The 22,807-nt window shown below is 73.6% G+C and carries 21 protein-coding genes, 4 tRNA genes, 1 pseudogene and 1 riboswitch; of the genes and pseudogenes, 8 read left to right on the top strand and 18 right to left on the bottom strand.

Annotation, left to right across the window (positions count from 1 at the left end):
• Positions 1 to 94: 94 nt before the first annotated feature.
• The 3 genes from CEQ11_RS07500 to hisI all read right to left on the bottom strand — a co-directional run bounded on the left by CEQ11_RS07500 (position 95) and on the right by hisI (position 2,783).
• Positions 95 to 745, bottom strand: coding sequence for a Trp biosynthesis-associated membrane protein (locus CEQ11_RS07500; RefSeq protein WP_227718795.1), 651 nt, complete (start codon positions 743 to 745; stop codon positions 95 to 97).
• Entirely contained in the window at positions 742 to 2,298 is a 1,557-nt protein-coding gene (locus tag CEQ11_RS07495) for a chorismate-binding protein (protein WP_193763045.1), read from the bottom strand. Before CEQ11_RS07495 ends, CEQ11_RS07500 begins: the two co-directional genes overlap by 4 nt.
• Positions 2,299 to 2,360: 62 nt before the next feature.
• The gene (gene hisI / locus CEQ11_RS07490) at positions 2,361 to 2,783 is read right to left on the bottom strand and encodes a phosphoribosyl-AMP cyclohydrolase (RefSeq protein ID WP_088478228.1); all 423 of its coding nucleotides are present in this window, start codon (positions 2,781 to 2,783) and stop codon (positions 2,361 to 2,363) included.
• A 65-nt stretch (positions 2,784 to 2,848) separates the two neighbouring features.
• Here hisI and CEQ11_RS07485 point away from each other — a divergent pair, with 65 nt between their 5' ends.
• Positions 2,849 to 3,679 (top strand): maleylpyruvate isomerase family mycothiol-dependent enzyme, encoded by an 831-nt coding sequence (locus tag CEQ11_RS07485; RefSeq protein WP_070638225.1) that lies wholly within the window; start codon positions 2,849 to 2,851, stop codon positions 3,677 to 3,679.
• A 63-nt stretch (positions 3,680 to 3,742) separates the two neighbouring features.
• On the opposite strand, the gene hisF is transcribed toward CEQ11_RS07485, so the two are convergent.
• The 12 genes and pseudogenes from hisF to CEQ11_RS07425 all read right to left on the bottom strand — a co-directional run bounded on the left by hisF (position 3,743) and on the right by CEQ11_RS07425 (position 15,259).
• Entirely contained in the window at positions 3,743 to 4,513 is a 771-nt protein-coding gene (gene hisF, locus CEQ11_RS07480; RefSeq protein ID WP_067188897.1) for an imidazole glycerol phosphate synthase subunit HisF, read from the bottom strand.
• A 25-nt stretch (positions 4,514 to 4,538) separates the two neighbouring features.
• Positions 4,539 to 5,387, bottom strand: coding sequence for an ATP phosphoribosyltransferase (gene hisG, locus CEQ11_RS07475; RefSeq protein WP_088478227.1), 849 nt, complete (start codon positions 5,385 to 5,387; stop codon positions 4,539 to 4,541).
• Positions 5,388 to 5,406: 19 nt separating this feature from the next.
• On the bottom strand, positions 5,407 to 5,670 hold the full coding sequence (locus CEQ11_RS07470) for a phosphoribosyl-ATP diphosphatase (protein WP_088478967.1): 264 nt from the start codon (positions 5,668 to 5,670) through the stop codon (positions 5,407 to 5,409).
• 80 nt (positions 5,671 to 5,750) lie between these two features.
• Positions 5,751 to 6,461, bottom strand: coding sequence for a nicotinamide riboside transporter PnuC (gene pnuC, locus CEQ11_RS07465; protein WP_067188892.1), 711 nt, complete (start codon positions 6,459 to 6,461; stop codon positions 5,751 to 5,753).
• A 95-nt stretch (positions 6,462 to 6,556) separates the two neighbouring features.
• A pseudogene (gene ribH, locus CEQ11_RS07460) lies at positions 6,557 to 7,018 on the bottom strand (6,7-dimethyl-8-ribityllumazine synthase); the annotation flags it as partial.
• Positions 7,015 to 8,364, bottom strand: coding sequence for a 3,4-dihydroxy-2-butanone-4-phosphate synthase (gene ribB, locus CEQ11_RS07455; protein ID WP_083315213.1), 1,350 nt, complete (start codon positions 8,362 to 8,364; stop codon positions 7,015 to 7,017). The gene ribB and the pseudogene ribH, both read right to left, overlap by 4 nt.
• On the bottom strand, positions 8,361 to 9,080 hold the full coding sequence (locus tag CEQ11_RS07450; protein WP_067188890.1) for a riboflavin synthase: 720 nt from the start codon (positions 9,078 to 9,080) through the stop codon (positions 8,361 to 8,363). The genes ribB and CEQ11_RS07450 overlap by 4 nt, the downstream gene beginning before the upstream one ends.
• 4 nt (positions 9,081 to 9,084) lie before the next feature.
• Positions 9,085 to 10,200, bottom strand: coding sequence for a bifunctional diaminohydroxyphosphoribosylaminopyrimidine deaminase/5-amino-6-(5-phosphoribosylamino)uracil reductase RibD (gene ribD / locus CEQ11_RS07445; protein WP_088478226.1), 1,116 nt, complete (start codon positions 10,198 to 10,200; stop codon positions 9,085 to 9,087).
• A gap of 117 nt (positions 10,201 to 10,317) precedes the next feature.
• A riboswitch (FMN riboswitch) is annotated at positions 10,318 to 10,467 on the bottom strand.
• A 22-nt stretch (positions 10,468 to 10,489) separates the two neighbouring features.
• On the bottom strand, positions 10,490 to 11,179 hold the full coding sequence (rpe, locus tag CEQ11_RS07440) for a ribulose-phosphate 3-epimerase (RefSeq protein WP_088478225.1): 690 nt from the start codon (positions 11,177 to 11,179) through the stop codon (positions 10,490 to 10,492).
• 52 nt (positions 11,180 to 11,231) lie between these two features.
• Entirely contained in the window at positions 11,232 to 12,833 is a 1,602-nt protein-coding gene (locus tag CEQ11_RS07435; RefSeq protein WP_102957507.1) for an RsmB/NOP family class I SAM-dependent RNA methyltransferase, read from the bottom strand.
• A complete protein-coding gene (locus CEQ11_RS07430) occupies positions 12,830 to 13,888 on the bottom strand; it encodes a methionyl-tRNA formyltransferase (protein WP_193763044.1) in 1,059 nt (352 codons plus the stop codon). The genes CEQ11_RS07435 and CEQ11_RS07430 overlap by 4 nt, the downstream gene beginning before the upstream one ends.
• A gap of 393 nt (positions 13,889 to 14,281) precedes the next feature.
• Positions 14,282 to 15,259, bottom strand: a complete 978-nt coding sequence (locus CEQ11_RS07425) for a cytochrome (RefSeq protein ID WP_227718794.1) — start codon at positions 15,257 to 15,259, stop codon at positions 14,282 to 14,284.
• Between the two features lie 191 nt (positions 15,260 to 15,450).
• Here CEQ11_RS07425 and CEQ11_RS07420 point away from each other — a divergent pair.
• From CEQ11_RS07420 to CEQ11_RS07405, 4 genes are all read left to right on the top strand, one after another.
• Positions 15,451 to 15,524 (top strand) — tRNA-Gly (locus CEQ11_RS07420).
• A 19-nt stretch (positions 15,525 to 15,543) separates the two neighbouring features.
• Positions 15,544 to 15,614 (top strand) — tRNA-Cys (locus CEQ11_RS07415).
• A gap of 54 nt (positions 15,615 to 15,668) precedes the next feature.
• A tRNA-Val gene (locus tag CEQ11_RS07410) sits at positions 15,669 to 15,740 on the top strand.
• A gap of 32 nt (positions 15,741 to 15,772) precedes the next feature.
• Positions 15,773 to 15,849: transfer RNA gene (locus tag CEQ11_RS07405), tRNA-Gly, on the top strand.
• A gap of 52 nt (positions 15,850 to 15,901) precedes the next feature.
• Here the strand turns inward: CEQ11_RS07405 and CEQ11_RS07400 are convergent.
• Both CEQ11_RS07400 and zapE read right to left on the bottom strand, forming a co-directional pair.
• Complete coding sequence (locus CEQ11_RS07400; protein ID WP_088478223.1) at positions 15,902 to 16,873, bottom strand: hypothetical protein; 972 nt, start codon at positions 16,871 to 16,873, stop codon at positions 15,902 to 15,904.
• 30 nt (positions 16,874 to 16,903) lie between these two features.
• Entirely contained in the window at positions 16,904 to 17,971 is a 1,068-nt protein-coding gene (gene zapE, locus CEQ11_RS07395) for a cell division protein ZapE (RefSeq protein ID WP_087133454.1), read from the bottom strand.
• 233 nt (positions 17,972 to 18,204) lie between these two features.
• On the opposite strand from zapE, the gene CEQ11_RS07390 reads away from it, so the two are divergent.
• From CEQ11_RS07390 to ybaK, 3 genes are all read left to right on the top strand, one after another.
• On the top strand, positions 18,205 to 19,098 hold the full coding sequence (locus CEQ11_RS07390) for a sulfurtransferase (protein ID WP_088478222.1): 894 nt from the start codon (positions 18,205 to 18,207) through the stop codon (positions 19,096 to 19,098).
• 223 nt (positions 19,099 to 19,321) lie between these two features.
• Positions 19,322 to 19,783, top strand: coding sequence for a SufE family protein (locus CEQ11_RS07385; RefSeq protein ID WP_067188875.1), 462 nt, complete (start codon positions 19,322 to 19,324; stop codon positions 19,781 to 19,783).
• A gap of 2 nt (positions 19,784 to 19,785) precedes the next feature.
• A complete protein-coding gene (gene ybaK, locus CEQ11_RS07380; protein WP_088478221.1) occupies positions 19,786 to 20,304 on the top strand; it encodes a Cys-tRNA(Pro) deacylase in 519 nt (172 codons plus the stop codon).
• A 67-nt stretch (positions 20,305 to 20,371) separates the two neighbouring features.
• On the opposite strand, the gene CEQ11_RS07375 is transcribed toward ybaK, so the two are convergent.
• Positions 20,372 to 22,699, bottom strand: a complete 2,328-nt coding sequence (locus tag CEQ11_RS07375; RefSeq protein WP_227718793.1) for an acyltransferase family protein — start codon at positions 22,697 to 22,699, stop codon at positions 20,372 to 20,374.
• Positions 22,700 to 22,807 lie beyond the last annotated feature (108 nt).

The raw sequence follows: 22,807 nt of genomic DNA, 5'->3' as shown, positions 1-22,807 counted from the left end.
GACTGTCTCTCATTGTGCCACGCCGGGCACGGCGGGGCGCGAATGCGCGTCGGCCGGTGTCAGGGCGCACGGCCTCCCGCGCAGGCGGACGCGATCAGCCGGTGGGGTCGTTGCCGGCCGAGAGCTCGTCCCAGGCGTCCATGGGATCGAGCTCCTCCTCGTCGCCGTCCGCTCCCCCGCTGCCTTCCCCGGCACCCCGACGCCGGCCCTCGCCCGCCGCCCGGGCCTCGCCGTCGCCGGTCGGCAGGGCACCGCCGCCCTCCGCGGCGGGCGCCTCGAAGCGGCGGCTGTGGGACCAGCGGCCCCCGGCCACCAGGGAGGCCAGGCCGGCGAGGACGGCGAGGATGCCGCCGGCGACGGCGATCCACGGCCAGAAGGTCACGGTGTAGGCGGCGGCGGCCTCGGTGGTGCCGGTGGCCGCGGAGACGGCGGGCGCGGCGGCCGCGGCGGGGTCGAGGACCGCCTGCCCGGCCGTGACGGCGAGAGCGGCCCCGGCGAGGACGAGCAGCATGCCCACGACCCAGCGGCCGATGCGGCGGGCGATGGTCAGGGCGAGTCCGGCGGCGAGGACGACGAAGGCCATGGCACTGATGACACCCGAGGCGTCGGATCCGTCCGCGGTGACCTCGGCGACGGCGCCGGAACCCAGGCGCGTGGCGTGGACCCAGGTCTGCCCGGCGGCGAGCAACACGAGTCCTCCGGCGGCCAGGGCGGCGAGGACGACGGTGCGGCGGCCCAGGCTCATGCGAGCTCCTCCATCTCGGACGCGGTCAGCACGGCACGCAGCGGCGCCGTGGCCTTGGTGACGGTCTCGTCGGCCTCGGACTGGGGCACGGAGTCGGCCACGATGCCGGCTCCGGCCTGCACATGGGCCTGCCCGCGGTGCAGGGTCACGGAACGGATGTTGATGGCCATGTCCATGCTCCCGGCGAGGTCGAAGTATCCGACCACACCGCCGTAGGGGCCGCGCCGGGTGGGCTCCCACCGATCCAGCAGCCGCAGCGCACGCGGCTTCGGCGCCCCGGAGAGGGTCCCGGCCGGGAAGGCGGACTTCAGCACATCCAGGGAGCTGCGGCCGGCGGCCACATCACCCTCGACGTGGGAGACGAGGTGGAGGATGTGGCTGAATGCCTCGACCTGCATGAACTGGGAGACGTTCACCGTGCCCGGCGTGCAGACCCGGGAGAGGTCGTTGCGGGACAGGTCCACCAGCATGACGTGCTCGGCCCGCTCCTTCTCGTCCTCGGCCAGCTCCTTGGACAGCAGCGCATCGTCCTCGGCGGTGCGGCCGCGGCGCCGGGAGCCGGCGATCGGGTGGGTGACCACGTGCCGGTCCTGCACGGTCACGAGGGCCTCCGGAGAGGATCCGACGATCTGATAGGGCTCGCCCTCGGGGGTCTCGAAGGTGAACAGGTACATGTAGGGGCTCGGGTTCACCATGCGCAGCACGCGGTAGACCGCCAGCCCGTCGGCCTGCGTGTCCACGCTGAAGCGGCGGGAGACGACGGCCTGGAAGACCTCGCCGTCCACGATGGCCTCCTTGGCCTTCGCGACGGCGTCCGTGAAGCCGTCGTCGCCCCAGCGGTCCTCGGCCTCGGCCGCGACCTGCTCGGCGGTGGCCGTCAGCCAGCGGTCCGGGACGGCGGTGACCGGGTCGTCCACGCCGGCGGAGAGCTTCGCGGACATGGCCTCCAGGCGGGCGACGGCGTCGTCGTAGGCGGCGTCCGCGCCGGTGGCCAGGCCGTTCACGTTGATCGCGTTGGCCACGAGCGTGATGGTGCCCTCGGCGGCGTCGTGGACCGCGAGGTCGGTGACGAGGTTCATCGCCAGCTCGGGCAGGCCCAGGTGGTCCTCCGGGCCGTCCAGCAGGTGCTCGAGGTGGCGGATGACGTCCCAGCCGAGGAAGCCGGTGAGGCCGGAGAGGAAGTGGGGCAGCCCGTCGCCCACACGAGAGCGCACCCCGGTGCCCAGGGCGGCCAGGGTCTGCTCGAGGACCTCCAGGGCGTCTCCCTCGGCGGGCAGGCCGGCCGGCGGGGTGCCCTGCCAGTGGGCCTGCTGTCCGACGGCGGTGAGGGTGGCGACGGAGCCGGCGCCGATGAAGCTGTAGCGCGACCAGACGCCGCCGGGTGCGGCGGACTCCATGAGGAAGGTGCCGGGCCGGTCGTCCGCAAGGCGGCGGTACAGGGCCAACGGGGTGAGGCCGTCGGCCAGGACGGTGCGGATCACGGGGATGACGCGGGCCTCACCGGCGAGGGCGAGGAACCGTTCGCGGGACGGGTGCACGGCCCCGGTGGGCACGCGGGCGGCGGCGAGGGCCTCCTGTGAGACGGTCGCGTCGGTGCGGGTGTCGGTGTGCTGGCTCACGCGGTCTCTCCTCGGTTCTCGTCGGCGGCGGATCGGTCGGACCGCGGGTCGGCCGGCTCGGCGACGACGCGGCCGGTGAAGCAGGACGCGGTCCCCGTGTGGCAGGCGGGCCCGGTCTGGTCCACCTGCAGCAGCAGGGTGTCCCGGTCGCAGTCGGCGGCCACGGAGAGCACGCGCTGCAGGTGTCCGGAGGTCGCGCCCTTGCGCCAGAGCTCTGCGCGGGAGCGGGACCAGTAGGTGGCCCAGCCGGTCTCCAGGGTGAGCCGCAGGGACTCGGCGTCCATCCACGCCATCATGAGGACCTCACCGGTGTCATGCTGCTGCGCGATGGCCGGCACCAGCCCGTCGGCGGTGAAGGACAGGCTCTCGACCAGGGCGGCGACGTCGTCGCCGGACGGGGGCGTGGAGGCGGTGGTCATCCCGCCATTCTAAGGGCGTCGACGGGCCCTGCCGGGGCCTGGAGACACCGTGCTACGTTGAGGCGGTGACTGCCTCCGACCGCCCCCAGCAGGGTCCCGGCGACGCCGTGACCGAGACCGACTACGCCGCCGCCTCGCGCGCCGCCCTGGTCGAGGCGCTGACGCATGCCGGACCGGGGCAGCCGACGCTCTGCGAGGGCTGGCGGACCGAACACCTGGCCGCGCACATCGTGCTGCGCGAGACCTCCCCGCTGGCCGTCGGACTGCTGCTCCCACCGGCGGCGAAGCGACTGCAGGAGAAGACGATCGCCCTCGGCGACGCCCACGCGGACGAGGCCGGCTACGCCCGTCTGGTGGAGCGTGTGGCCGCCGGCCCGCTGGAGGGTTCCCTCGGGCAGCGGGCCCAGGACGACGGCCCCGTCGACTCCGGCGCCCACGGCACCGCCGACGCCTCACCGGAGGCGGGCGGCCGTCGTCGCAGTCGAGGGCGCGTCGCCGGCCTGGTCAGCCGTGCCGCGGCACTGCTGCGCCGCACCCCGGTGGGTTCGACCGTGGCCGACGAGGTGCAGCTGCTGGAGTTCTTCGTGCACACCGAGGACGTGCGCCGTGCGAAGGACCGCTGGGCCCCGCGCATCCTCGCCGACGACTACGCGGACATGCTCTACACGCATCTGAAGCGCCGCGCGAAGCTGCTCTACCGGTCCGAGGAGACCGGGATCGAGCTGGAGCGTCGGGCGCGTCCGGCCTCGCGCGTGGACAACTCCCCCGTCATGGTGAAGGCCCCCGGCGACGACGGCCGGTCCGTGCACGTGGCCGGCCCCGCCGGCGAGCTCGTCATGCACGCCTTCGGCCGCCGCACGGCCGCCCTGGTCCTCGAGGACGTCGTCGACGCCTGAGCCGAGGGCACTCGGCGTGGACGCGGCGACCGCCGGGGTCCGTCCACGCAGGCCGCGACGCGCTCAGCGCACGACGTGCCCGGCCTTGCGCAGGGCGTCCTTGACGGAGCCCATCATGTGGTCCGGGCCGAAGTGGAAGATGGAGGCGGCCAGGACCGCGTCGGCGCCCGCGGCGACGGCCGGCGGGAAGTGCTCCGGACGGCCGGCGCCGCCGGAGGCGATGAGCGGCACCCGGGTCACCGCGCGCACGTCGCGGATCATCTCGAGGTCGAAGCCGTCCCGGGTGCCGTCGGCGTCGATCGAGTTCAGGAGGATCTCCCCCACGCCGCGCTCGGCGGCCTCGCGGCACCAGGCGACGGCGTCCAGGCCGGTGCCGGTGCGGCCGCCGTGGGTGGTGACCTCGTAGCCGGAGGGGCAGCCGGGGTCCGTGGTGCGGCGGGCGTCCAGGGACAGCACGAGCACCTGGGAGCCGAAGCGACGGGTGATCTGCGTGATGACCTCCGGCCGGGCGACGGCCGCGGTGTTGATGGAGGCCTTGTCCGCGCCGAGGCGGAGCAGGCGGGCCACGTCCTGCTCCGTGCGCACTCCGCCGCCGACGGTGAGCGGGATGAAGACCTCCTCGGCGGTGCGGGTCACCACGTCGGCGGTGGTCTGCCGGTCCGCGGTGGAGGCGGTGACGTCCAGGAAGGTCAGCTCGTCTGCGCCGGCGGCGTTGTAGCGGCGGGCCAGCTCCACCGGGTCGCCGGCGTCCCGCAGGTTCTCGAAGTTGACGCCCTTGACGACGCGGCCGGCGTCCACGTCCAGGCAGGGGATGACTCGGACGGCGACGGTCATGGTGGCGCTCCTGTGGGTCGGCGGCTCAGAGACGGATGGCGTGGATCTCGGACACGAGGATGGCGCGGGCGCCGAGAACGTACAGCTCGTCCATGACGCGGTGGACGTCGTCCTTCTGGACCATGGAGCGGACGGCGACCATGGACTCGTCCTGCAGCGGCGAGATGGTCGGGGACTCCAGCCCGGGGGTGACGGCGGTGGCCTGCTCGAGCAGGGACTTGTCCACGTCGTAGTCGATCATCAGCCAGCGACGGGCGACCAGGACGCCCTGCAGGCGGCGCAGGAGGACGTCGAGGCCCTCGGGGTGCTTGCCGGTCTGGCCGATCATGATGGCCTCGGAGGCGAGGATCGGCTCGCCGAAGACCTCCATGCCGGCGGCACGCAGGGTGTTGCCGGTCTCCACGACGTCGGCGATCGCGTCGGCGACGCCGAGGGAGACGGCCGATTCGACGGCGCCGTCCAGGTGGACGATCTCGGCGTCGAGGCCGATCTTCTCCAGGTAGGCGGCGAGCAGGCCGTCGTAGCTGGTGGCGATCCGTTTCCCGGTCAGCTCCGCGGTGGCGGTGAAGGTGCCGGCCGGGGCGGCCAGACGGAAGGTGGAGGCGCCGAAGCCGAGGGCCATGATCTCCTCGGCCGTGTCCTTCACGCGCGCGTCGGCGAACAGGTCGCGGCCGGTCAGGCCGACGTCGAGGGACCCCTGGCCGACGTACACGGCGATGTCGCGGGGACGCAGGTAGAAGAACTCGACCTGGTTCTCCGGGTCCACGAGGACGAGCTCGCGGGACGAGCGGCGCTGGTGGTAGCCGGCCTCGGTGAGGATCTCGATGGCCAGTTCGGACAGGGCGCCCTTGTTGGGGACGGCGATGCGGAGCATGGGGGTGTCCTTCCTGGACTCAGAGGTGGCGGTAGACGTCCTCGAGGGTGAGGCCCTTGGCGATCATCATCACCTGCAGGTGGTAGAGCAGCTGCGAGATCTCCTCGGCGGCGGCCTCGTCGGTCTCGTGTTCGCAGGCCATCCAGACCTCGGCGGCCTCCTCCACGACCTTCTTGCCGATCTGATGGATGCCGGCATCCAGCTCGGCCACGGTCTGTGAGCCGGCGGGGCGTTCCCGGGCCTTGCGGGTCAGTTCGTCGAAGAGGGTGTCGAAGGTCTTCACGGGGGCCAGCGTAGCGAGGCCGGGCACCGCGTGTGCGGTGCCCGGACTCTATGTGACGCGCAGCGGAGCGAGAACGCCGGTCAGCGGGCGGCGCGCTCCTCCTCCGGACCGTCCGGCAGGAGCGTCTCCACGTGGGGCTTCTCGTGGGCCTTGGCGCGCACCCAGACGAAGAACCCGATGAGGGTGAACACCCCGTAGAAGAGGTACATGAAGGCGGAGGCGTAGTAGCCGGAGGACCACAGCAGCGGCACACCCACGACGTCCACGGCCACCCAGATGAGCCAGAACTCGACCCAGCCCTTGGCCATGCCGTAGGTGGCCAGCAGCGAGCCGACGAAGGTCCAGGCGTCCGCCCACACCGGCTCCCAGGAGCCGAGGGCCCGGAACACCGGGGTCAGGGCGATCGTGCCCACGACCATGCCGAGCGCCAGGAAGGTGCGGCCGCCCCAGCCGGCCCACTCCGGGGTGATGGCGCCGCCGTCCTGACCGCCGCCGTGTGCCTGGGACCGGCGCCAGCGGACCCAGCCGTAGACCGAGACGGCGATGAACATGACCTGGCGGCCGGCCTGCCCGAGCAGCGTGGCATGGTCGGCGCCGCCGAACAGGGAGGACAGGAACACGGTCAGCAGGATCAGGTTGCCGATGATGCCCACCGGCCACGCCCAGACCTTGCGGCGCATGCCGCCGAGGGCCGAGGCGAGCCCGAAGACGTTGCCGACGACCTCGCGGACGAGCAGGCCGCCTCCGCCGACGGGGATGTACCAGTTGAACAGGTCCACGAGCCACTGCATCAGGCGGTCGCCTCCTCGGCGTCGGCGGTGGCGTCGGCCGTCGGCCCGGGGGCGGTCTCGCCGGCATGCGGGGCCGGGGCCGCGCCGGAGACCGCTCGCAGGGCGAGCTCGGTGAGCACGGCGGCCTCGAGGGCCTCACGGCCCTTGTCCTCGCGGGAGCCGGGCAGGCCCGCCCGGTCGATCGCCTGCTGCTCGGTGTCCACGGTGAGGACGCCGAAGCCGACCGGCACGCCGGTGCGGACGGAGACCTCGGTGACACCCTGGGTCACGGCGGAGCAGACGTAGTCGAAGTGGGGGGTGTCCCCTCGGACGACGACCCCCAGGACCACGACGACGTCGTGGGTGCGGGTCAGGCGGGCGGCGGCCACGGTGAGCTCGACGGTGCCGGGGACGCGGACGAGGTCCGCCTCGAGGCCGAAGTCCGCGGCAGCGGCCTGTGCGCCGGAGACGAGGCCGTCCATGATCTGCTCGTGCCACTGGGCGGCGACGATGGCGACCCGCAGGCCGGCGGCGGCCTCGCGGTCGTGGGTGAAGGTCGGGGCTCCTGCTCCGCTCATGCGTGGTGCTCCTCGGTCTCGGAGGGACGGGTGATGGCGCCGGCGGCGTCCGCGGGGGACGGCGTCAGCGGGTCTGCGGGGCGGCCGGGGATCTCCGGGGCGCTCTCGCCGAGGGCCGGCAGGTGGCCCATGCGCTCGCGCTTGGCGGCGAGGTAGGCGCGGTTGTGCTCGTTCTCCGGTGCCGGGGCGGGGACGCGCTCGACGACGTCGATGCCCGCCCGGCGCAGCGCCGTGAGCTTCACCGGGTTGTTGGTCACCAGCCGGACGCAGGTGATCCCGGCGTCGGCGAGGATCCGGGCCGCGGCGCGGAAGTCGCGGCCCTCGGCGGGCAGCCCGAGGGCGAGGTTGGCGTCTACGGTGTCGAGTCCCTGCTCCTGCAGACGGTAGGCGCGGACCTTGTTGGCCAGGCCGATGCCGCGCCCCTCGTGGCCGCGCAGGTAGAGGACGGCGCCGCCGTGCCGGGCGGTGGCCTCCAGCGACCGCTGCAGCTGGGGGCCGCAGTCGCAGCGCAGGGAGCCGAGGACGTCGCCGGTGAGGCACTCGGAGTGCACGCGGACGGTCACGGGGCCGGCGGACGGATCGAGGTCCGGGGAGGTGAGCAGCACGTGCTCGGCGCCGGTGGCGGGGTCCGGGTGCACGGCGATCCGCAGGGGCCCGCGGGCCGTGGGCAGGCAGGCCTCGGCGGGCACGTCGTCGATCCGGGTGAGGAAGTCGGCCAGGTCCTCGATGGAGACAAGGACGAGGCCGTGCTCGTCCGCGAACTCGCGGAGGGCGGGCAGTCGCATCATGGTGCCGTCGTCGTGGGTGAGTTCGGCGATGGCCGCCACCGGGGCGAGGCCCGCCAGGCGGCAGAGCTCCACGCCGGCCTCGGTGTGGCCGGCCCGCTCGCGGACGCCGCCGTCCACCGCGCGCAGCGGGAAGACGTGGCCAGGGCGGGTGAGGTCGCCGGCCGCGGAGCCGGGGTGGGCCAGCACGCGGAGGGTGCGGGCGCGGTCGGCGGCGCTGATGCCGGTGGTGACGCCTGCCGCCGCGTCCACGGACACGGTGTAGGCGGTGCCCTTGGGGTCCTCGTTGGTGTCGGTCATCGGCGGCAGCGCGAGCCGCTCGGCCCAGGCCGCCGGCATCGGGGTGCACAGCACGCCGGAGGTGTGACGGATCGTGAAGGCGGTCAGCTCGGCGGTGGCCCGGGAGGCGGCGAAGATCAGGTCGCCCTCGTTCTCCCGGTCCTCGTCGTCCACCACGACGACGGCCCGTCCCGCGGCGATCGCGGCGATCGCCTCCTCGACGGGGTCGAGGCGGACGGGGTCGACACCGACGGTCTGCTGCAGGTCCTGTCCGTGGCTCATGCGCGCTCCTCCTCGTGTGCCGGCTTCGCCTGTTCTGCCGGCTGCGCCTGGTCTGGCGGCTCCTCCTGGTCTGCCGGTGCCGTGGCGTCCCGCGGTGCGGGGATCTGGGCGAGGCGCTCGGCATAGCGGGCCATCACGTCGGTCTCGACGTTGAGCCGGCGGCCGGCCTCGAGCCCGTCGAAGGTCGTGGCGGCGAGGGTGGCCGGGATGAGACCGACCTCGAACCAGTGCTCGGCGGCGTCCGGGGAGGACACCGCGGTGATCGTCAGGGACGCGCCCTGGAGGGCGACGGCCCCCTGGGCGGGCAGGTATCGGGCGAGACGGGCGGGGACGCCGACGCGCACCCGATGCCAGGCGCCCTCGTCCGCGACCTCGAGCACCGTGCCGACGCCGTCCACGTGGCCCTGGACCAGGTGGCCGTCCAGGTGCTGGTGGGGCAGCAGGCACCGCTCCAGGTTGACGCGGGAGCCGGGCGCGAGGTCGCCGAGGGCGGTCATGCGCAGGGTCTGGCCCATCAGGTCGGCGCGGAAGACGCCGGGCTCGGCGTCGGCGTCGTGGAGCGCGGTGAGGCAGACGCCGTCGACGGCCAGCGAGCCGCCCTCGGGCAGGCCGTCGAGCACGCCGGGGGCGTCCACGACGATCGTCGCGACGTCCGCCTCCGGACGGTGCACCAGCTCCCGGACGGTGCCGATGTGCGTGATGATCCCGGTGAACACGGTGTCACTCCTTCCCTGCGGCCGTCGCCGGTCGCAGATGGGTCCAGGTGTCGGGGCCGAGCGGGCGGACCGGGCCGCCCTCGGCGGAGTCGGGGGTCCAGCGCACGGCGTGGGCGAGGGTGTCCACGGCCAGGCCGGACACGGCGGGCAGGCCGGCGCCGAGGAACGTCGGCGCGGTGTAGACGTGCAGCTCGTCGACGAGGTCGGCGGCGATCCAGGCGGCCAGCACGGTGGGACCGCCCTCGATCAGCAGGTGCTCGCATCCGCCGCGGCCGTGCGGCCAGGGGCCGGGGTGGGCGGCGATCGCCGCGAGCACCTCGGCGGGGTCGTGGGAGCGCACGTGCAGAGGCTCCTCCCCCGCCGCCAGGGCGGGGTGGCCGCGCAGGGCGGCCCCCGCGGGGATCCGACGGTGCCCCATGACCACGGGGACCGGCTGGACGGAGGCGAGGGAGCCGTCGTCGTCCCGGGCGGTGAGCCGGGGGTCGTCCGCGAGCACGGTGCCGGTGCCCACGACGATCGCGTCCACCCGACCGCGCACGGCGTGGGCGTGGGCGCGGGAGGCGGGCGAGGTGATCCACTGGCTGGTGCCGTCCGCGGCGGCGGCGCAGCCGTCGAGGGACTGCGCCAGGTGCGCGGTGACGAAGGGACGGCCCGCGGCGCGGGCGCGACGCCAGCGGTCGGTGAGGGCGAGGGATCCGGCGTGTCCGGTCGGGCCCGACACGTCGAGGCCGGCGGCCCGGAGGGTCTGTGCTCCCCCGCCGGAGGTGCCGGTCGGATCGGCGACGGCGTAGACGAGGCGGCCGATGCCGGCGGCGCGGACGGCGCCGGTGCAGGGTCCGGTCCGCCCGGTGTGGTCGCAGGGTTCGAGGGTGACGTGGAGGGTGCAGGCGGCCGGGTCGACCGCAGCGGCCTGCGGGTCGGTCTCGCGCAGGGCGGCCCAGGCGGCGAGGGCGTCGGCCTCGGCGTGCAGGGTGCCGGCGCCGCGGTGGCGGCCGACGGCGAGGAGCTGTCCGTCGGGAGCGGTCAGGACGGCGCCGACGAGCGGATTGGCGCCCCGGACGCCCTCGAGGGCGGCGGCGACGGCGAGGTCCATGGCGGCCTCGTCCGTGAGGTGCTCCATCTGCGTCCTCCCGTGCGCTCGGCGCTCCGGGTGGCCCTCACCCGGAGGCGCGCTCCGGGGGCATGTGGGGACGGACAGGGCAGGGTGCTGCGAAGAGACCTCTGCCGAGGCGTCGGCTGCGTGCTTCTCCCATCCAGACTCTTACTGTCGGTGCCGGAATTCCACCGGCTCAACCGTCCGCGTGGGCCGGGGCTCTCGCCTGGCTCACGCTCGCGGGTCGCGGACTGTCACCGCCGGTTCGGACTTTCACCGACCCCGGAGCACGTTAGCTGGGATCGAGTATGCCACGTCACGCCCTGCCGTGGGCGCAGGCGCGGGCCGCCGTCTCACGCAGCAAGCGGATGGCCGCGTCCGGGTCGTCCGCGCCGTAGACAGCGGAGCCCGCCACGAAGACGTCGGCGCCGGCCTCGGCGGCGCGGTGGATGGTGTCCGCGTTGACGCCGCCGTCCACCTGGAGGGCGAGCTGACCGCCCAGGTCGTCGACGGCCTTCCGGGCGGCACGGATCTTCGGCAGCACGAGGTCCAGGAACGGCTGGCCGCCGAAGCCGGGCTCGACGGTCATGAGCAGGAGCATGTCCAGCTCCCCCAGCATGCCCAGGTGGGGTTCGAGGGCGGTGCCGGGGTTGAGCGCCATGGCGGCCTTTGCGCCGCGGGCGCGCAGCTCGCGGGCCAGGCGCACCGGGGCCTTGGCGGCCTCGGCGTGGAAGGTCACGGAGGCGGCGCCGGCGTCCACGTAGTCCGGGGCCCAGCGGTCCGGGTCCTCGATCATCAGGTGCAGGTCCAGCGGCAGGTCGGTCGCCTTGCCGATCGCCTTGACCACCGGCAGGCCCAGGGTCAGGTTCGGCACGAAGTGGCCGTCCATGACGTCCACGTGGACGGCGTCGGCGGTGCCGATCCGGCCCAGCTCGTCCGCCAGCCGGGCGAAGTCGGCCGAGAGGATCGACGGGTGCAGGTGGACGGTCGGGGACGTCGCGGTCATGGCGGGCTCCTGTGGTGGGGACGGGCGGAGTATGCGGGTGGGTCCGGCCGGCTCAGGCCGGCTTCCGGAACAGGGCCAGGAACATCGCGTCGGTGCCGTGGCGGTGAGGCCACAGCTGGGCGGTCTTCGTCTCGGGAAGGCCGAGGTCGCCGACGGCCACGGACTGCAGGGCCTGGGCCGCGTCGAGCTGCTCGAGCTTCGGATGGCGGCGCAGCAGGTCGTCGGCCTGCACCACGGTCTCGGCCGGATGGGGCGAGCAGGTCACGTAGGCGAGGACGCCGCCGGGGGCCAGGACGCCGACCGCGGCGTGGAGCAGCTCGGCCTGCAGGTCGGTGAGGACGGCGAGGTCGGCCGGGGTGCGGCGCCAGCGGGACTCCGGCCGGCGGCGCAGGGCGCCGAGGCCGGTGCACGGGGCGTCGACGAGGATGCGGTCGAATCCGGTCGCGCCCTCAGGGGCGTCGCCGATCCGGCGGCCGTCGCCGGTGCGCACGGTCCAGGCCTGCTGCGGCACCGCGGTCAGGGCACCGCGGACCAGGTCCGCACGGTGCTCGGCGACCTCGTTGGCGAGCAGGTGGGCGCCGCGCTCGGCGGCCAGAGCCGCGAGCAGGGCGGCCTTGCCGCCGGGGCCGGCGCAGAGGTCGAGCCAGTGCTCGGCCCTCGGCGAGGAGGCCGACGAGCAGGCGCCGGGCGCCCCGGCGGCGACGGAGCCGTCGTCGTGGGCCTGGCCCCCGAGCGGGACGGCGGCCAGGGCACGGGCGGTGAGCTGGGAGCCGACGTCCTGGACGCGGACGACGCCGTCGCGGACGCCGGGCAGGCGGGCCGCATCGCCGCCGGCGTGGAGGGCGGCGTCGGGCGCGAGGGGGCTGGGGTCGGCGCCGGCGGCGAGCACCGGGCCGATGTCCCCGAGGCCGGGCAGCGCGACGAGGTTGACGACGGGGGCGGCGTTGTCCGCCTCGAGCAGATCGGTGAGTTCGGCGGCGTCGGCGCCGTGACTGACGAGGGCCTGGCGCAGGCCGCGCACGATCCACGCCGGGTGCGAGTGACGGATGCCCAGGGACTTCTCGGACCCGTCCTCCGGGGCGACCCGGTCGAGCCACTGCTCGCGTGGCGTCTCGGAGATGCGGCGCAGGACGGCGTTGACGAAGCCGGAGGGGCCGGCGCCGATCCTCTCGCGCACCAGGGCGACGGTCGCGTCGAGCGCGGCGTGGGCGGGCACCCGCATGCCGAGCAGCTGGTGGGCGCCGAGGCGCAGGGCGTCCAGCACCGGGGCGTCCAGGTCCTCCAGCGGACGGTCGACGCACTCGGCGAGGATCGCGTCGTACAGGCCGATGCCGCGCAGGGTGCCGTAGGTCAGCTCGGTGGCGAAGCCGGCGTCGCGGCGGTCCAGGCGGCGGGCGCGGATGCGCTGCGGAAGCACGAGGTTGGCGTAGGAGTCGTCCTGGTGGACGGCGCGGACCACCTCGTAGGCCACGGCGCGGGCCGGGTCGGCCTGTCGCGAGCGCTGCGACGGGGCCGCCGCCGAGTAGTGCTTCCCGGCGCCGGAGCGGCCGCGGTTGCGGGTACGGCCCCGGGCGTCGCGGCGGTCCTGACGCCCTCGCCCGCGGCCGCGCCGGTCGTCCCGGCCGGATCCGTGTCCCTGTCGTCGATCGCTCATGCGCGGGTGTTCCCTTCGGCGGTGGTGCGGGCGGCGAGCCGGGCCGCGTGGGCGGCCTGCAGCCCAGCCGTGTGGGCGGCGAGTTCGGGACCGGCCAGCAGGCGGGGCGAGCCGTTGGCGCCGCGGGCCCAGTCGGCGGCGGCCATGAGCTTCTTGCCGGCCGGCTGGACGCGGGTGAGCTCGAGCGCACCCGGGCCGGTGCGCAGCCACGCCTTCCGGGCGGCGACGAGCAGGTCTCCGGCGGACGCCTCGGCCACCTCGGCGGGCAGGGTCTGTTCGGCGTGCGGCAGGACGGCGTCGAGCTTGAAGCGGGTGGGGGCGTCGGCGGGGTCGGCGATCATCCAGCCCCAGGCGCCGGGCTCCGGGGTGACCCCGTTGACCAGCGCGCCCACCGCGTCCGCGTCACCGGCGGGGTCGACGAGCCCGTCGGCGTGGGAGAGCTTCTCGGCGTGGGTCGGTTCGCCCTGCTGCGGCGTGGCGACGGCGGTGCCGGCAGAGAGTCCGTCCAGCACCTCGACCACCAGCGGTCCCCCGTCCACGGCCAGCGCGGCGAGCAGGTCTCCGGAGGTCTGGCCGGGTTCGACGTCCCGGTGCATGCTGGCGAAGACCGGACCGGTGTCCAGGCCCTCCTCGAGCTGGAACACGTCGGCGCCGATGCGGGTTTCGCCGGCCATCATGGCGCGCTGCACGGGGGCGGCGCCGCGCCAGGCGGGCAGCGTGGAGAAGTGCAGGTTGAGCCAGCCGTGCTTCGGCACGTCCAGCAGCTCGGCCGGCACGAGCGCACCGTAGGCCACGACGACGGCCACGTCCGCTCCCAGCGCACGGATCGCCTCGGCGGCCTCGGCGCCGGCCTCCCCGCGGAGGCGGTCGGCCTTGACGGTGGGGATGCCGTGGGCCTCGGCGGCCGCGGCCACCGGGGACGGGGTGAGCACCCGCTTGCGGCCCAGCGGGGCGTCCGGCCGGGTCAGCACGCCGACGACCCGGTGGCGGGAGGCCACGAGCGCCTCGAGCACGGGCACCGCGGTCTCGGGGGTGCCTGCGTAGAGGACACGCAGCGGTGCGCCCGCGTCCTGGGCGGACGCCGGCTCGGCCGGATGGGCGGTGGTCTGCGCAGTCGCCTGCGCGGCGGGCGGGGCGGCGTGGTCAGTCATGGTCTCCTGGGGTGTCTGGCCGGTGGCGCACCGACGGGCGGTGCGGACACGGATGCTGCGGTGGCCGTGGGACGTCGGCGCCTTCCGAGGACGGAGGCGACGAGACGGCCCACGGACAGCATGCCATCCAGGTGCTCCACCGCGTGGTGGAGGCACCGAGCCGGCAGTCAGTCGCCCGGCTCGGGGTCCGGCACGCCGTCACCCGGCTCAGGGTCCGGCAGGCCGTCGCCCGGCTCCGGCACCTCCTCGTCCTCGGCCCCGGGGCGGGGTCCGACCCGGTGCGGACCGGCAGGCTGGTCATCGGGCTGCCGGCCCCTCGGCTCCCGCCGGAGCTGCCGTGGCGGCGTGGGATCCGGCCCGGGACGGCGCCCCGCCGGCCGGTGCGCCGCTGCCGGGGGCTGCGGAATCGGCACCGTTGCCGGCACCGGCACGCTGCACCGGCGGCGGGCCGATCTCGCGCAGGGCGGGGCCGGCCTCGGCTGCGGCCTCCTGGTGGGTCCAGAGCTGGCGGAGCGCCCAGAACTTGTGCCAGTGCTGCCTGAGCACGGCGGGGTTGGCCTGGTGCACGGCCACCTCGGTCTCGCCGATGGCCACGCCGAGCAGCATCTCGGCGCCCCCATGGGCCCAGGGCTCCCAGGTGCCGGCCACGGGGTCGACCAGGGACTCCTCGGCCTGCAGGCCGGCCACGAGCTGCATGACCACCTTGGCGTCGAGCGGCTTGACCCGGCCGTCACGGCCGGTGGTCTTGGTCTTGAAGTCGATCAGGCACAGGCGTCCGCCGATGCGCGCCACGAGGTCGAGGGTGCCGGCGTAGCCGACGGAGTCGTTCCACACGGTCACCTCGGCCGCCACGGGCTGCACACCGTAGAGGTCCCACCACTCGTCGAAGCGGTCGGCGTAGGCGCCCTCGCCGTGCTGGATCAGCCGCTGACGGCACTCGGCCATGCGGTGCGGCCTGCCGAGGGCGCGGAGGGAGACCTGCTCGGCGTAGTCGTGGACCCGGTCACCGCGCTCGGCGGCGGCGTCACGGTACTTGGCGGCGGCGTCCGCGTTCTGCCGAGCGATCTGGCGCAGCCGTGCCGAGGAGCCCAGCGCCTGTCCGAGCCGGGCGTCCTTCGTGGCGGCGTCAGCGGCCATCCAACCGACCCAGCCGTCCAGGTCCGCCTTCTCCAGGCCGATGACGGTGGTGATCGACGGCACCTCCGGCAGGCCGCCGAGCTTGCGCGAGTACATGCGCCCGCGCTCTGTGGCGTGGGCGAGGCGTGGCTGGGTCATGGTCCACCATTCTGGCAGGCGGTCCGGACGGGGCGTCGGGTCTCCACAGGTGAGACGGCCGACACCTCCTGCCCTGCAGGGCGCGCTTGCCCCCGATTTGGCATCCGCCGACGACATGGTCTAGAGTTCTTTCTCGTTGGAAAACGCGGCGAGCGGTTCCGATGAGGAAGACGATCGCCGCGTCGATCCATGCGGATGTAGCTCAGTTGGCTAGAGCGCCACCTTGCCAAGGTGGAGGTCGCGGGTTCGAATCCCGTCATCCGCTCGCATGACCTTTCAACCCTGGTCGGGTGGCCGAGAGGCGAGGCAGCGGCCTGCAAAGCCGTATACGCGGGTTCGAATCCCGTCCCGACCTCGCGGCTCCTCCAGAGATGGAAGGACCTGTACTCAGCAGTCGTGAGGCTGATGAGCGCGATTGGCGCAGTGGTAGCGCGCTTCCTTGACACGGAAGAGGTCACTGGTTCGAACCCAGTATCGCGCACGGACGGTGGTCTTCAGTGGCCGACCGGTTCTGCGGATGTAGCTCAGTTGGCTAGAGCGCCACCTTGCCAAGGTGGAGGTCGCGGGTTCGAATCCCGTCATCCGCTCCATTCATCTTCGAGGCCCTGCCGGCGACGCCGGCAGGGCCTCTTACGTCCTCGGTCAACCGGCGCCCAGCGCCCGCCGCAGCGCCTCCACATCGTCCATCACCTTGTCCGGCGTGTAGTCGAGTCCCTCGGCCAGCTCGTGGTTGAGGATGCGCCCCTGGGCCTGGAGCGCGGAGAAGGCCGCTCCCCCGGCACCGATCGCGCCGAGCACCGGCACAGCGCGCAGTACCCCGCGGCGCAGCACCACGGACTGCATGCGGGAGGCGAACCGGGCGAGTACCCGTCGGCAGATCGGTCCGATGACGCTGCGGCCCAGCAGGTCGGCCGGCAGCCCAGCGCCCGCGGCACCTGCCCTGGCACCAGCCCCCGTCCGGGCACCGAAGCCGGCGTCAGCACCGATGCCGGCATCGGCGTCGAGCCCTCCGCCGGTCGACTCGCCTCCGCTGCGTCGACCCCAGTCGCCGTCGCCGTAGCCGACGGGACGTCCGTCGCGCTCGAGGCGGGGACCGGTGAGCCGGACGGCGGCCGCGGCGCCCTCCACCTCCAGCAGGCCGCCGAAGAGCAGGAGAAGCTGCTCGAGCTCCGCGTCGGTCGGCGGGGCGCCCTCGTGGTCGGTGCCGGAGAGCCGGTGCCCGTAGAGATAGGCGAGCTCCTGGGACAGGCGCAGGCCGAAGACGAGCTGCTGCATCACATCGGCGCCGGCGCCGGCGGTCATCGCCACCGGCCCTGCAGGCAGGGCGGACACCACGGCGGCCGACGAGGACCAGGCGGTCAGCTGCAGGACCCGCCGCAGGCCCAGGGCGCGCATCTCGGGCTCGGTGAGCACGGCGGCCAGGCCCTCGGTCAGGACCCGGCGGCGTGCGCCGTCGTCGGGAAGCAGGCCCCGGGCCTGCCTGAGGAGGAATCGCTCCCGGTCCACGCGGACGCCGGGGACGCGGAGGGCACGGCGGACGGCGGCCTCGACGGCCGACAGGGCCTGCCTGCCGTCCGGGTCGGTGCCGCCGGGCGAGGGCACGGAGCCGCTCATCGGCGGTCCCCCGCGCCGGTCACCGCGGCGTCACTTCTCCTCGGCGATGCCGAGCTGGCCCTCGCGGACGAGCGCGGTCATGCGGGAGACGGTGCGGAAGTACTTCTTCATGTATCCGCCGTGCATCATCTCGTGCGTGAACAGCTCGTCGAAGGCGGTGCCGGAGGCGACCACTGGGACGTCCTTGTCATAGAGCCGGTCCGCGAACACCACGAAGCGCAGCGCGGTGGCCTGCTCGGTGATGGTCTCCACGTTGTGGAGGGCGATGACGTCCACGTCCTTGACGAGCTCCCGGTAGCGCGAGGGGTGCACGCGGGAGAGCATGGCGGTGAGGTCGGCGAAGTCGTCCTCGGCCACCACACCGACGTGCGGGAAGTTCTTCGCCACGGTGTCCATGACCTCGGCGTCGTCGAGCGGGGCGGGGGCCTCGGAGAGGCCGCGGTGGCGGTAGTCCTCGCCGTCCACGCGGATCACCTCGAACTGCTCGGCGAGCACCTGGATCTCGCGCTTGAAGTCCTGTGCGGCGAACCGGCCTTCGCCGAGGGCGCCGGGCAGGGTGTTGGAGGTCGCCACGAGGCGGACACCGGCGTCGGCCAGCTCGCGCATGAGGCGGGACATGAGGACGGTGTCGCCCGGGTCGTCCAGCTCGAACTCGTCGATGCAGACCAGGGTGTACTCCTTGAGCACGTCCACGGCCTTGCGGAAGGACAGGGCGCCGACCAGGTTGGTGTACTCCACGAAGGTGCCGAAGGCCTTCGGGCCCGGAGCGGCGTGCCAGGTGGAGGCGAGCAGGTGGGTCTTGCCGACGCCGAAGCCGCCGTCCAGGTAGATGCCGGCCGGCCCCGCCGCCCGCTTCTTCCCGCCGAACAGGCCGCCGAACAGGCCTCCGGAGCCGCCATGCCCGCCGCGCCCGCCGCCGATCGAGGCCGCGAAGTCCTTCAGCCGGTTCACGGCCTCCGCCTGCGACGGATGGGCCGGGTCCGGGATGTAGGTGTCGAAGGACACCTCACCGAAGCGGTAGGACGGCTGGAAGCCGGCGAGCAGTTCGTCTGCCGAGACCTGCGGGGAGCGCTCGGACAGATGGACGGTCTGGGCCACGGCGGACTCCCTTTCCTTCGGCGTGCGTTGTCCCGGTTCACTGTACCGTCCGCCGCCTGCACCGACGATGACGGTTTAGGACAGCCTGCCTATTAGGACCCGCCGCCCTCGCGTAATCTGACGGCCGAGGGCCCGGCCCGGACGCCGGCCGCCGAACGCGGCGTCTCCGCACGGAGGACGGCACCGGAGAGGGCCCGCAGGCCAGACCCCATCGACAGGAAGAGGTGCCCCTGATGGCCGAGACCTCCACCGAGTTCGCCGAGTACGCCCACCCTGAGAAGCTCGTCTCCACCGCCTGGGTCGCCGAGCACATCGGCGACGAGGACGTCGTGGTCCTCGAGTCCAACGAGGACACCCTGCTCTACTCCACCGGTCACATCCCCGGTGCCGTGAAGATCGACTGGCACACCGAGCTCAACGACCCGGTGACCCGCGACTTCGTCGGTCCGGAGGCCTTCGCGGAGCTGCTCGGCTCCAAGGGCATCGGCCCGGACACCACCGTGGTGTTCTACGGCGACAAGTCCAACTGGTGGGCCGCCTACGCCCTCTGGGTCTTCACCCTCTACGGCCACAGGGACACCCGCCTGATGAACGGCGGCCGCGACAAGTGGATCGCCGAGGGCCGCGAGACCACCCGCGAGGTCCCGTCCGTCACCCCGGTCGACTACCCGGTGACCGACCGCGACGACACCACCGATCGCGCCGCCCGCGAGGACGTGTTGGCCGCCCTCGGCTCCACCCCGCTGATCGACGTGCGCTCCCCCAAGGAGTACACCGGCGAGACCACCCACATGGACGGCTACCCGCAGGAGGGCACCCTCCGCGGCGGCCACATCCCGACCGCCGCCTCCGTGCCGTGGGCGAAGGCCGCCAACGAGGACGGCACCTTCAAGTCCCGTGCCGAGCTCGAGACGATCTACCGCGACGAGGCCGGACTCGGTGAGACCGACAAGGTGATCGCCTACTGCCGCATCGGCGAGCGTTCCTCCCACACCTGGTTCGTGCTCAAGCACCTGCTCGGCTACGAGGACGTCCGCAACTATGACGGCTCCTGGACCGAATGGGGCAACGCCGTGCGCGTGCCGATCGTCATGGGCGACGAGCCCGGCCAGGCCCCGCAGCGCTGACCTGCGCCCGGCGGACTCGCCCGGAGCGGCGTCCGCCTGCCCCGCCTCACTGCCTGGGATCTCAGGGACTTCCCGACGGCGGCCGGTCGCCTTCCGCACGAAGGTGACCGGCCGTCGTCGTCCGTCTGCGGCCCGGAGAACCGGTGGCCCTGGGCTGAAGGACGCCTCCGCTGACGTTCTCTGGGCCTGCCGGCGGCGGCATGGGGTCCTAGGATGGTGAGCCATGACCGAGAACACCGCGCTGCCCACCGCCCTGGCCGAGATCGTCGACGACTTCACCGCGGTCCCGGACCCGGAGAAGCTGGAGCTGCTGCTCGAGTTCTCCGACGAGCTGCCGGAACTGCCGGCCCGCTACGACGGGCATGAGGAGGAGATGGAGCAGGTCGTGGAGTGCCAGTCCCCGCTCTTCCTGGCCGTGGAGATCGAGGGCGAGCCCGCCGGCGGACAGTCCGTGATGCGCCTGTTCATCACCGCACCCCCGGAGGCGCCGACCACGCGGGGCTTCGCCTCCGTGCTCTCGCAGGGACTCGATGGGCTGACCGCCGCCGAGATCCTCGGCGTACCGGACGACATCCCGAATCGCCTCGGCCTGGCCCAGGCGCTGACGCCGCTTCGCCTGCGCGGCATGTCCGCGATGCTCGGCCGCATCAAGCGCAACGTGAGGGACCTGACGGCCGAAGGCTGACGATGGCGCGCAGGAAGGACGCCGGGGATGCGCCGACGCCGGCCGTCGCCGCACTGACCCGGGCGGATGCCGTTCACACCCTGCACCGCGTGGAGATCGACGACGGACACACCGCCGCGGACGCCGTGGGCGTGGGCGAGCGGATGGCCACGGCGCTGGGCGTGGAGCCGGCCCGCGTGTTCAAGACTCTGATGGTGCAGGTGCCGGATGGTTCGCTGGCGGCCTGCGTGGTCCCGGTGTCCGGGCGGCTTGACCTGCGGGCCGCGGCGAAGGCCCTCGGGGCGAAGAAGGCCGTGATGGCGGACCGCGAGGAGGCCGAGCGCAGGACCGGATACGTCCGCGGCGGGATCTCACCGTTCGGCCAGCGGCAGCGGTGCCCGGTGCTGGTGGACGAGAGCGCCCTGAACTGGGCCACGGTGTTCGTGTCCGGCGGGCAGCGGGGGCTGGACATCGAGATCGCGCCCGCTGACCTCGTGCGGGTTGCGGACGCGACGGTGGCGCCGATCGAACGAGGACCCTAGCGAAGAAGCGTTCTACTGATACAGATCCATTTATCAGTGGAACGCATCTTCTCTTTGCTGAGGGGTGTCAGTCTGCGATGACGCGGTCGAGCCGTTCCCACAACGCGTCGTCGAGTGAATGGGAGAAGGTCGCCGTCATGTGGTGGGAGTCCATGTAGACCAGGGCATTGCCGACCACGGGCGCGCAGACCGGGCCCGGGCAGATGAAGTCGTTGAGGTCGATCACCTCGACTTCGGGCACCTGCTCGGCAGCGGCGAGGATGTCCGGGGTGCCGGAGTCCGCCAGGCCCTCCTCGCGGTCCCAGGAGCAGGCCGCGATGTCGTCGCTGTGGCGTTCGACGCACTCCGGCACGGGCCGGCTCGCATGCGGCGGGTCCGCCAGCACCACGGTGTGGTCCGCGTGGGCGACGAGCTTCTTCCATCCCTCCGCCATGCCGTCGGCGGCGGAGGAACCGTCCGCGTCACGGTAGAAGCTCGCCGAGGTGATGATGACGTCCGCCTGCTCGGCCTCGACCTCCTTGATCACCTTCTCGTTCCAGGAGGTGCATTCGGTGAACGGGCGCGGTCCGCCGTTCTCCTCGGACAGTTCCACGGTGTGCGTGGTGATCGGGCAGGCGCCCTTGACGTAGGAGACCACGTTCCATCCCCGTTCGAGGGCCTCGTCCACGATCGCCTCAGACCAGTGGTGGACGTGGGAGTCACCGACCAGCAGGACAGTGGTGTCAGCGTCCGGGTCGCCGTCCTCGCAGCGCTTGGCGGTGTCGTCCGCGGCCTCGACCTGGCAGTCCCGATACAGCAGCGGCGAGCCGTCCCGGGAGCCCGAGGACGGTGCGGGGACGATCTGATCGACGCTGATCCCGGCGAGCTCATCCATCGGGTCCCAGCCCTCCGGCGGGGAGGCAGGCTCCTCGGCCTCGGTGTCCTCGGCGGAGGCGAGGGGTTCCGCCCGATTCGATCCGGCGGCCGTCGTCCCGTCGGCGGGTCCGGGCTCCGGGTCCTCGTCGGTCGCGATGCCGGCGCCGGCGGCCCCGGCGCCGGCGACCGCCCCCTCGGTATCCGGCAGGGCGGTGCGCTGGGAGGCGGTGAACGCGAGCGCCAGGGCGAGCGCGCAGACGCCGGCGGTGGCGAGGCCACCGGCCAGCAGCGGGCGGAGGGTGCCTCGGCGTCGACGACGGCGTGCCTCGGCCCGGGTCTGGGCGGCGGTGGGCGACGCTGCGGCCGAATGCGACCCCATGAAGGGCTTCTCGACGGCGATGCGCAGCAGCCAGGCCATAGGCACCGACGCAGCCGCCAGCACCAGGCCCAGCCACAGGGGAAGGCCCTCGGCGAACCGCCAGGAGGCGATCGCGATCACCGGCCAGTGGACGAGATACAGCGAGTAGGAGAGGTCGCCGACCCACCGTGCCGGCCGCAAGGACAGCAGGGTGCCGACGCCGGCGCCGTGGCGATCGCCCTCCGCATGGGTGCCGGCCAGGATCATCAGGGCCGAGCCGACGACCGGGACCGCGGCCTTGTAGCCCGGGAACACGGTCTCTTCCGTGAAGACGACGACGGCGGCCAGGACCATGGCCAGACCCGTCCAGCCGAGCACGACGCGGAGCCGGGCGGGCAGTGCGGGCAGGAGCACGACGAGCGCGGCCAGTGCCGCGCCGACGCCGAGCTCCCAGGCGCGCGTGGTGGTGATGAAGTAGGCCGCCCCCGGGTTCTGCGGGGTGTAGAGCACCGAGTGCACGAAGGACACGACGCTCACGACGGCGGCGACCAGGAGGACCCGGATGGCGACGGCGCGGGGATCGAGGGCCGGTTCGCCGGCAGCGGGGGCGGCCTGTCGAGCGGCGCGTCGGCGGGGCCGGACGTCGGTGCCGGTGGGGGCACCGGCGCGGCGACGCAACGCAAACGCGACGAAGACGACCAGCAGGAGCGGCCAGACGAGGTAGTACTGCTCCTCCACGCCCAAGGACCAGTAGTGCTGGAGCGGGCTGGGAGCGGCGTCGGCGTTGAAGTAGTCGGTGCTGTCGGCAGCCAGGGACCAGTTGGCGACGCTCAGTGCCGCCCAGAGGCCCGTCCAGCCGAGCGACTCCCACCGGGACAGCGGCAGGAGCGCCCACCCGGCGGCCAGGGTCAGGGCGATCACGACGAGGGCTGCCGGCAGGATGCGCCGGACACGCCGCACGTAGAAGTCGGTCAGGCTGACACCGCCGGTGCGGCTGATCTCCTTGATCAGCAGCCCTGTGATGAGAAAGCCGGAGATGACGAAGAAGACGTCGACGCCGACGTAGCCTCCGGACAGCCAGGGAAGGCCGGCGTGGAACAGCAGGACGCTGAGCACGGCGAGGGCGCGGATGCCCTGGATGTCGGCGCGGAAGCGATGGGCGGCGAGGCCGGTGGGAGGCACCGCGGTCTTCGCCCGCCGCCCGGGGGCATCGACGGGGGCGGAACTGATGTGAGGCATGAAGCACGCAGACGGGGTCGGGGACGGAAGGGCAGCCGGCCCGGCACAGAG

Origin of the sequence: Micrococcus sp. FDAARGOS_333 (assembly GCF_002206575.2) — a bacterium.
GTDB lineage: Bacteria > Actinomycetota > Actinomycetes > Actinomycetales > Micrococcaceae > Micrococcus > Micrococcus lylae.
The sequence above is the reverse complement of the archived record's forward strand: the minus strand, read 5'-3'. Positions and strand labels throughout refer to the sequence as shown.

What these genes read in the sequence shown, in the direction of transcription:
- ribD (WP_088478226.1), bottom strand. Translation starts at nt 10,200, where the DNA reads ATGGAGCACCTCACGGACGAGGCCGCCATGGACCTCGCCGTCGCCGCC.
- CEQ11_RS07425 (WP_227718794.1), bottom strand. Translation starts at nt 15,259, where the DNA reads ATGACCCAGCCACGCCTCGCCCACGCCACAGAGCGCGGGCGCATGTAC.
- ybaK (WP_088478221.1), top strand. Translation starts at nt 19,786, where the DNA reads ATGGCGCGCAGGAAGGACGCCGGGGATGCGCCGACGCCGGCCGTCGCC.
- CEQ11_RS07400 (WP_088478223.1), bottom strand. Translation starts at nt 16,873, where the DNA reads ATGAGCGGCTCCGTGCCCTCGCCCGGCGGCACCGACCCGGACGGCAGG.
- CEQ11_RS07390 (WP_088478222.1), top strand. Translation starts at nt 18,205, where the DNA reads ATGGCCGAGACCTCCACCGAGTTCGCCGAGTACGCCCACCCTGAGAAG.
- hisG (WP_088478227.1), bottom strand. Translation starts at nt 5,387, where the DNA reads ATGCTCCGCATCGCCGTCCCCAACAAGGGCGCCCTGTCCGAACTGGCC.
- CEQ11_RS07435 (WP_102957507.1), bottom strand. Translation starts at nt 12,833, where the DNA reads ATGAGCGATCGACGACAGGGACACGGATCCGGCCGGGACGACCGGCGC.
- rpe (WP_088478225.1), bottom strand. Translation starts at nt 11,179, where the DNA reads ATGACCGCGACGTCCCCGACCGTCCACCTGCACCCGTCGATCCTCTCG.
- ribB (WP_083315213.1), bottom strand. Translation starts at nt 8,364, where the DNA reads ATGAGCCACGGACAGGACCTGCAGCAGACCGTCGGTGTCGACCCCGTC.
- CEQ11_RS07385 (WP_067188875.1), top strand. Translation starts at nt 19,322, where the DNA reads ATGACCGAGAACACCGCGCTGCCCACCGCCCTGGCCGAGATCGTCGAC.
- hisF (WP_067188897.1), bottom strand. Translation starts at nt 4,513, where the DNA reads ATGACCGTCGCCGTCCGAGTCATCCCCTGCCTGGACGTGGACGCCGGC.
- CEQ11_RS07500 (WP_227718795.1), bottom strand. Translation starts at nt 745, where the DNA reads ATGAGCCTGGGCCGCCGCACCGTCGTCCTCGCCGCCCTGGCCGCCGGA.
- hisI (WP_088478228.1), bottom strand. Translation starts at nt 2,783, where the DNA reads ATGACCACCGCCTCCACGCCCCCGTCCGGCGACGACGTCGCCGCCCTG.
- pnuC (WP_067188892.1), bottom strand. Translation starts at nt 6,461, where the DNA reads ATGCAGTGGCTCGTGGACCTGTTCAACTGGTACATCCCCGTCGGCGGA.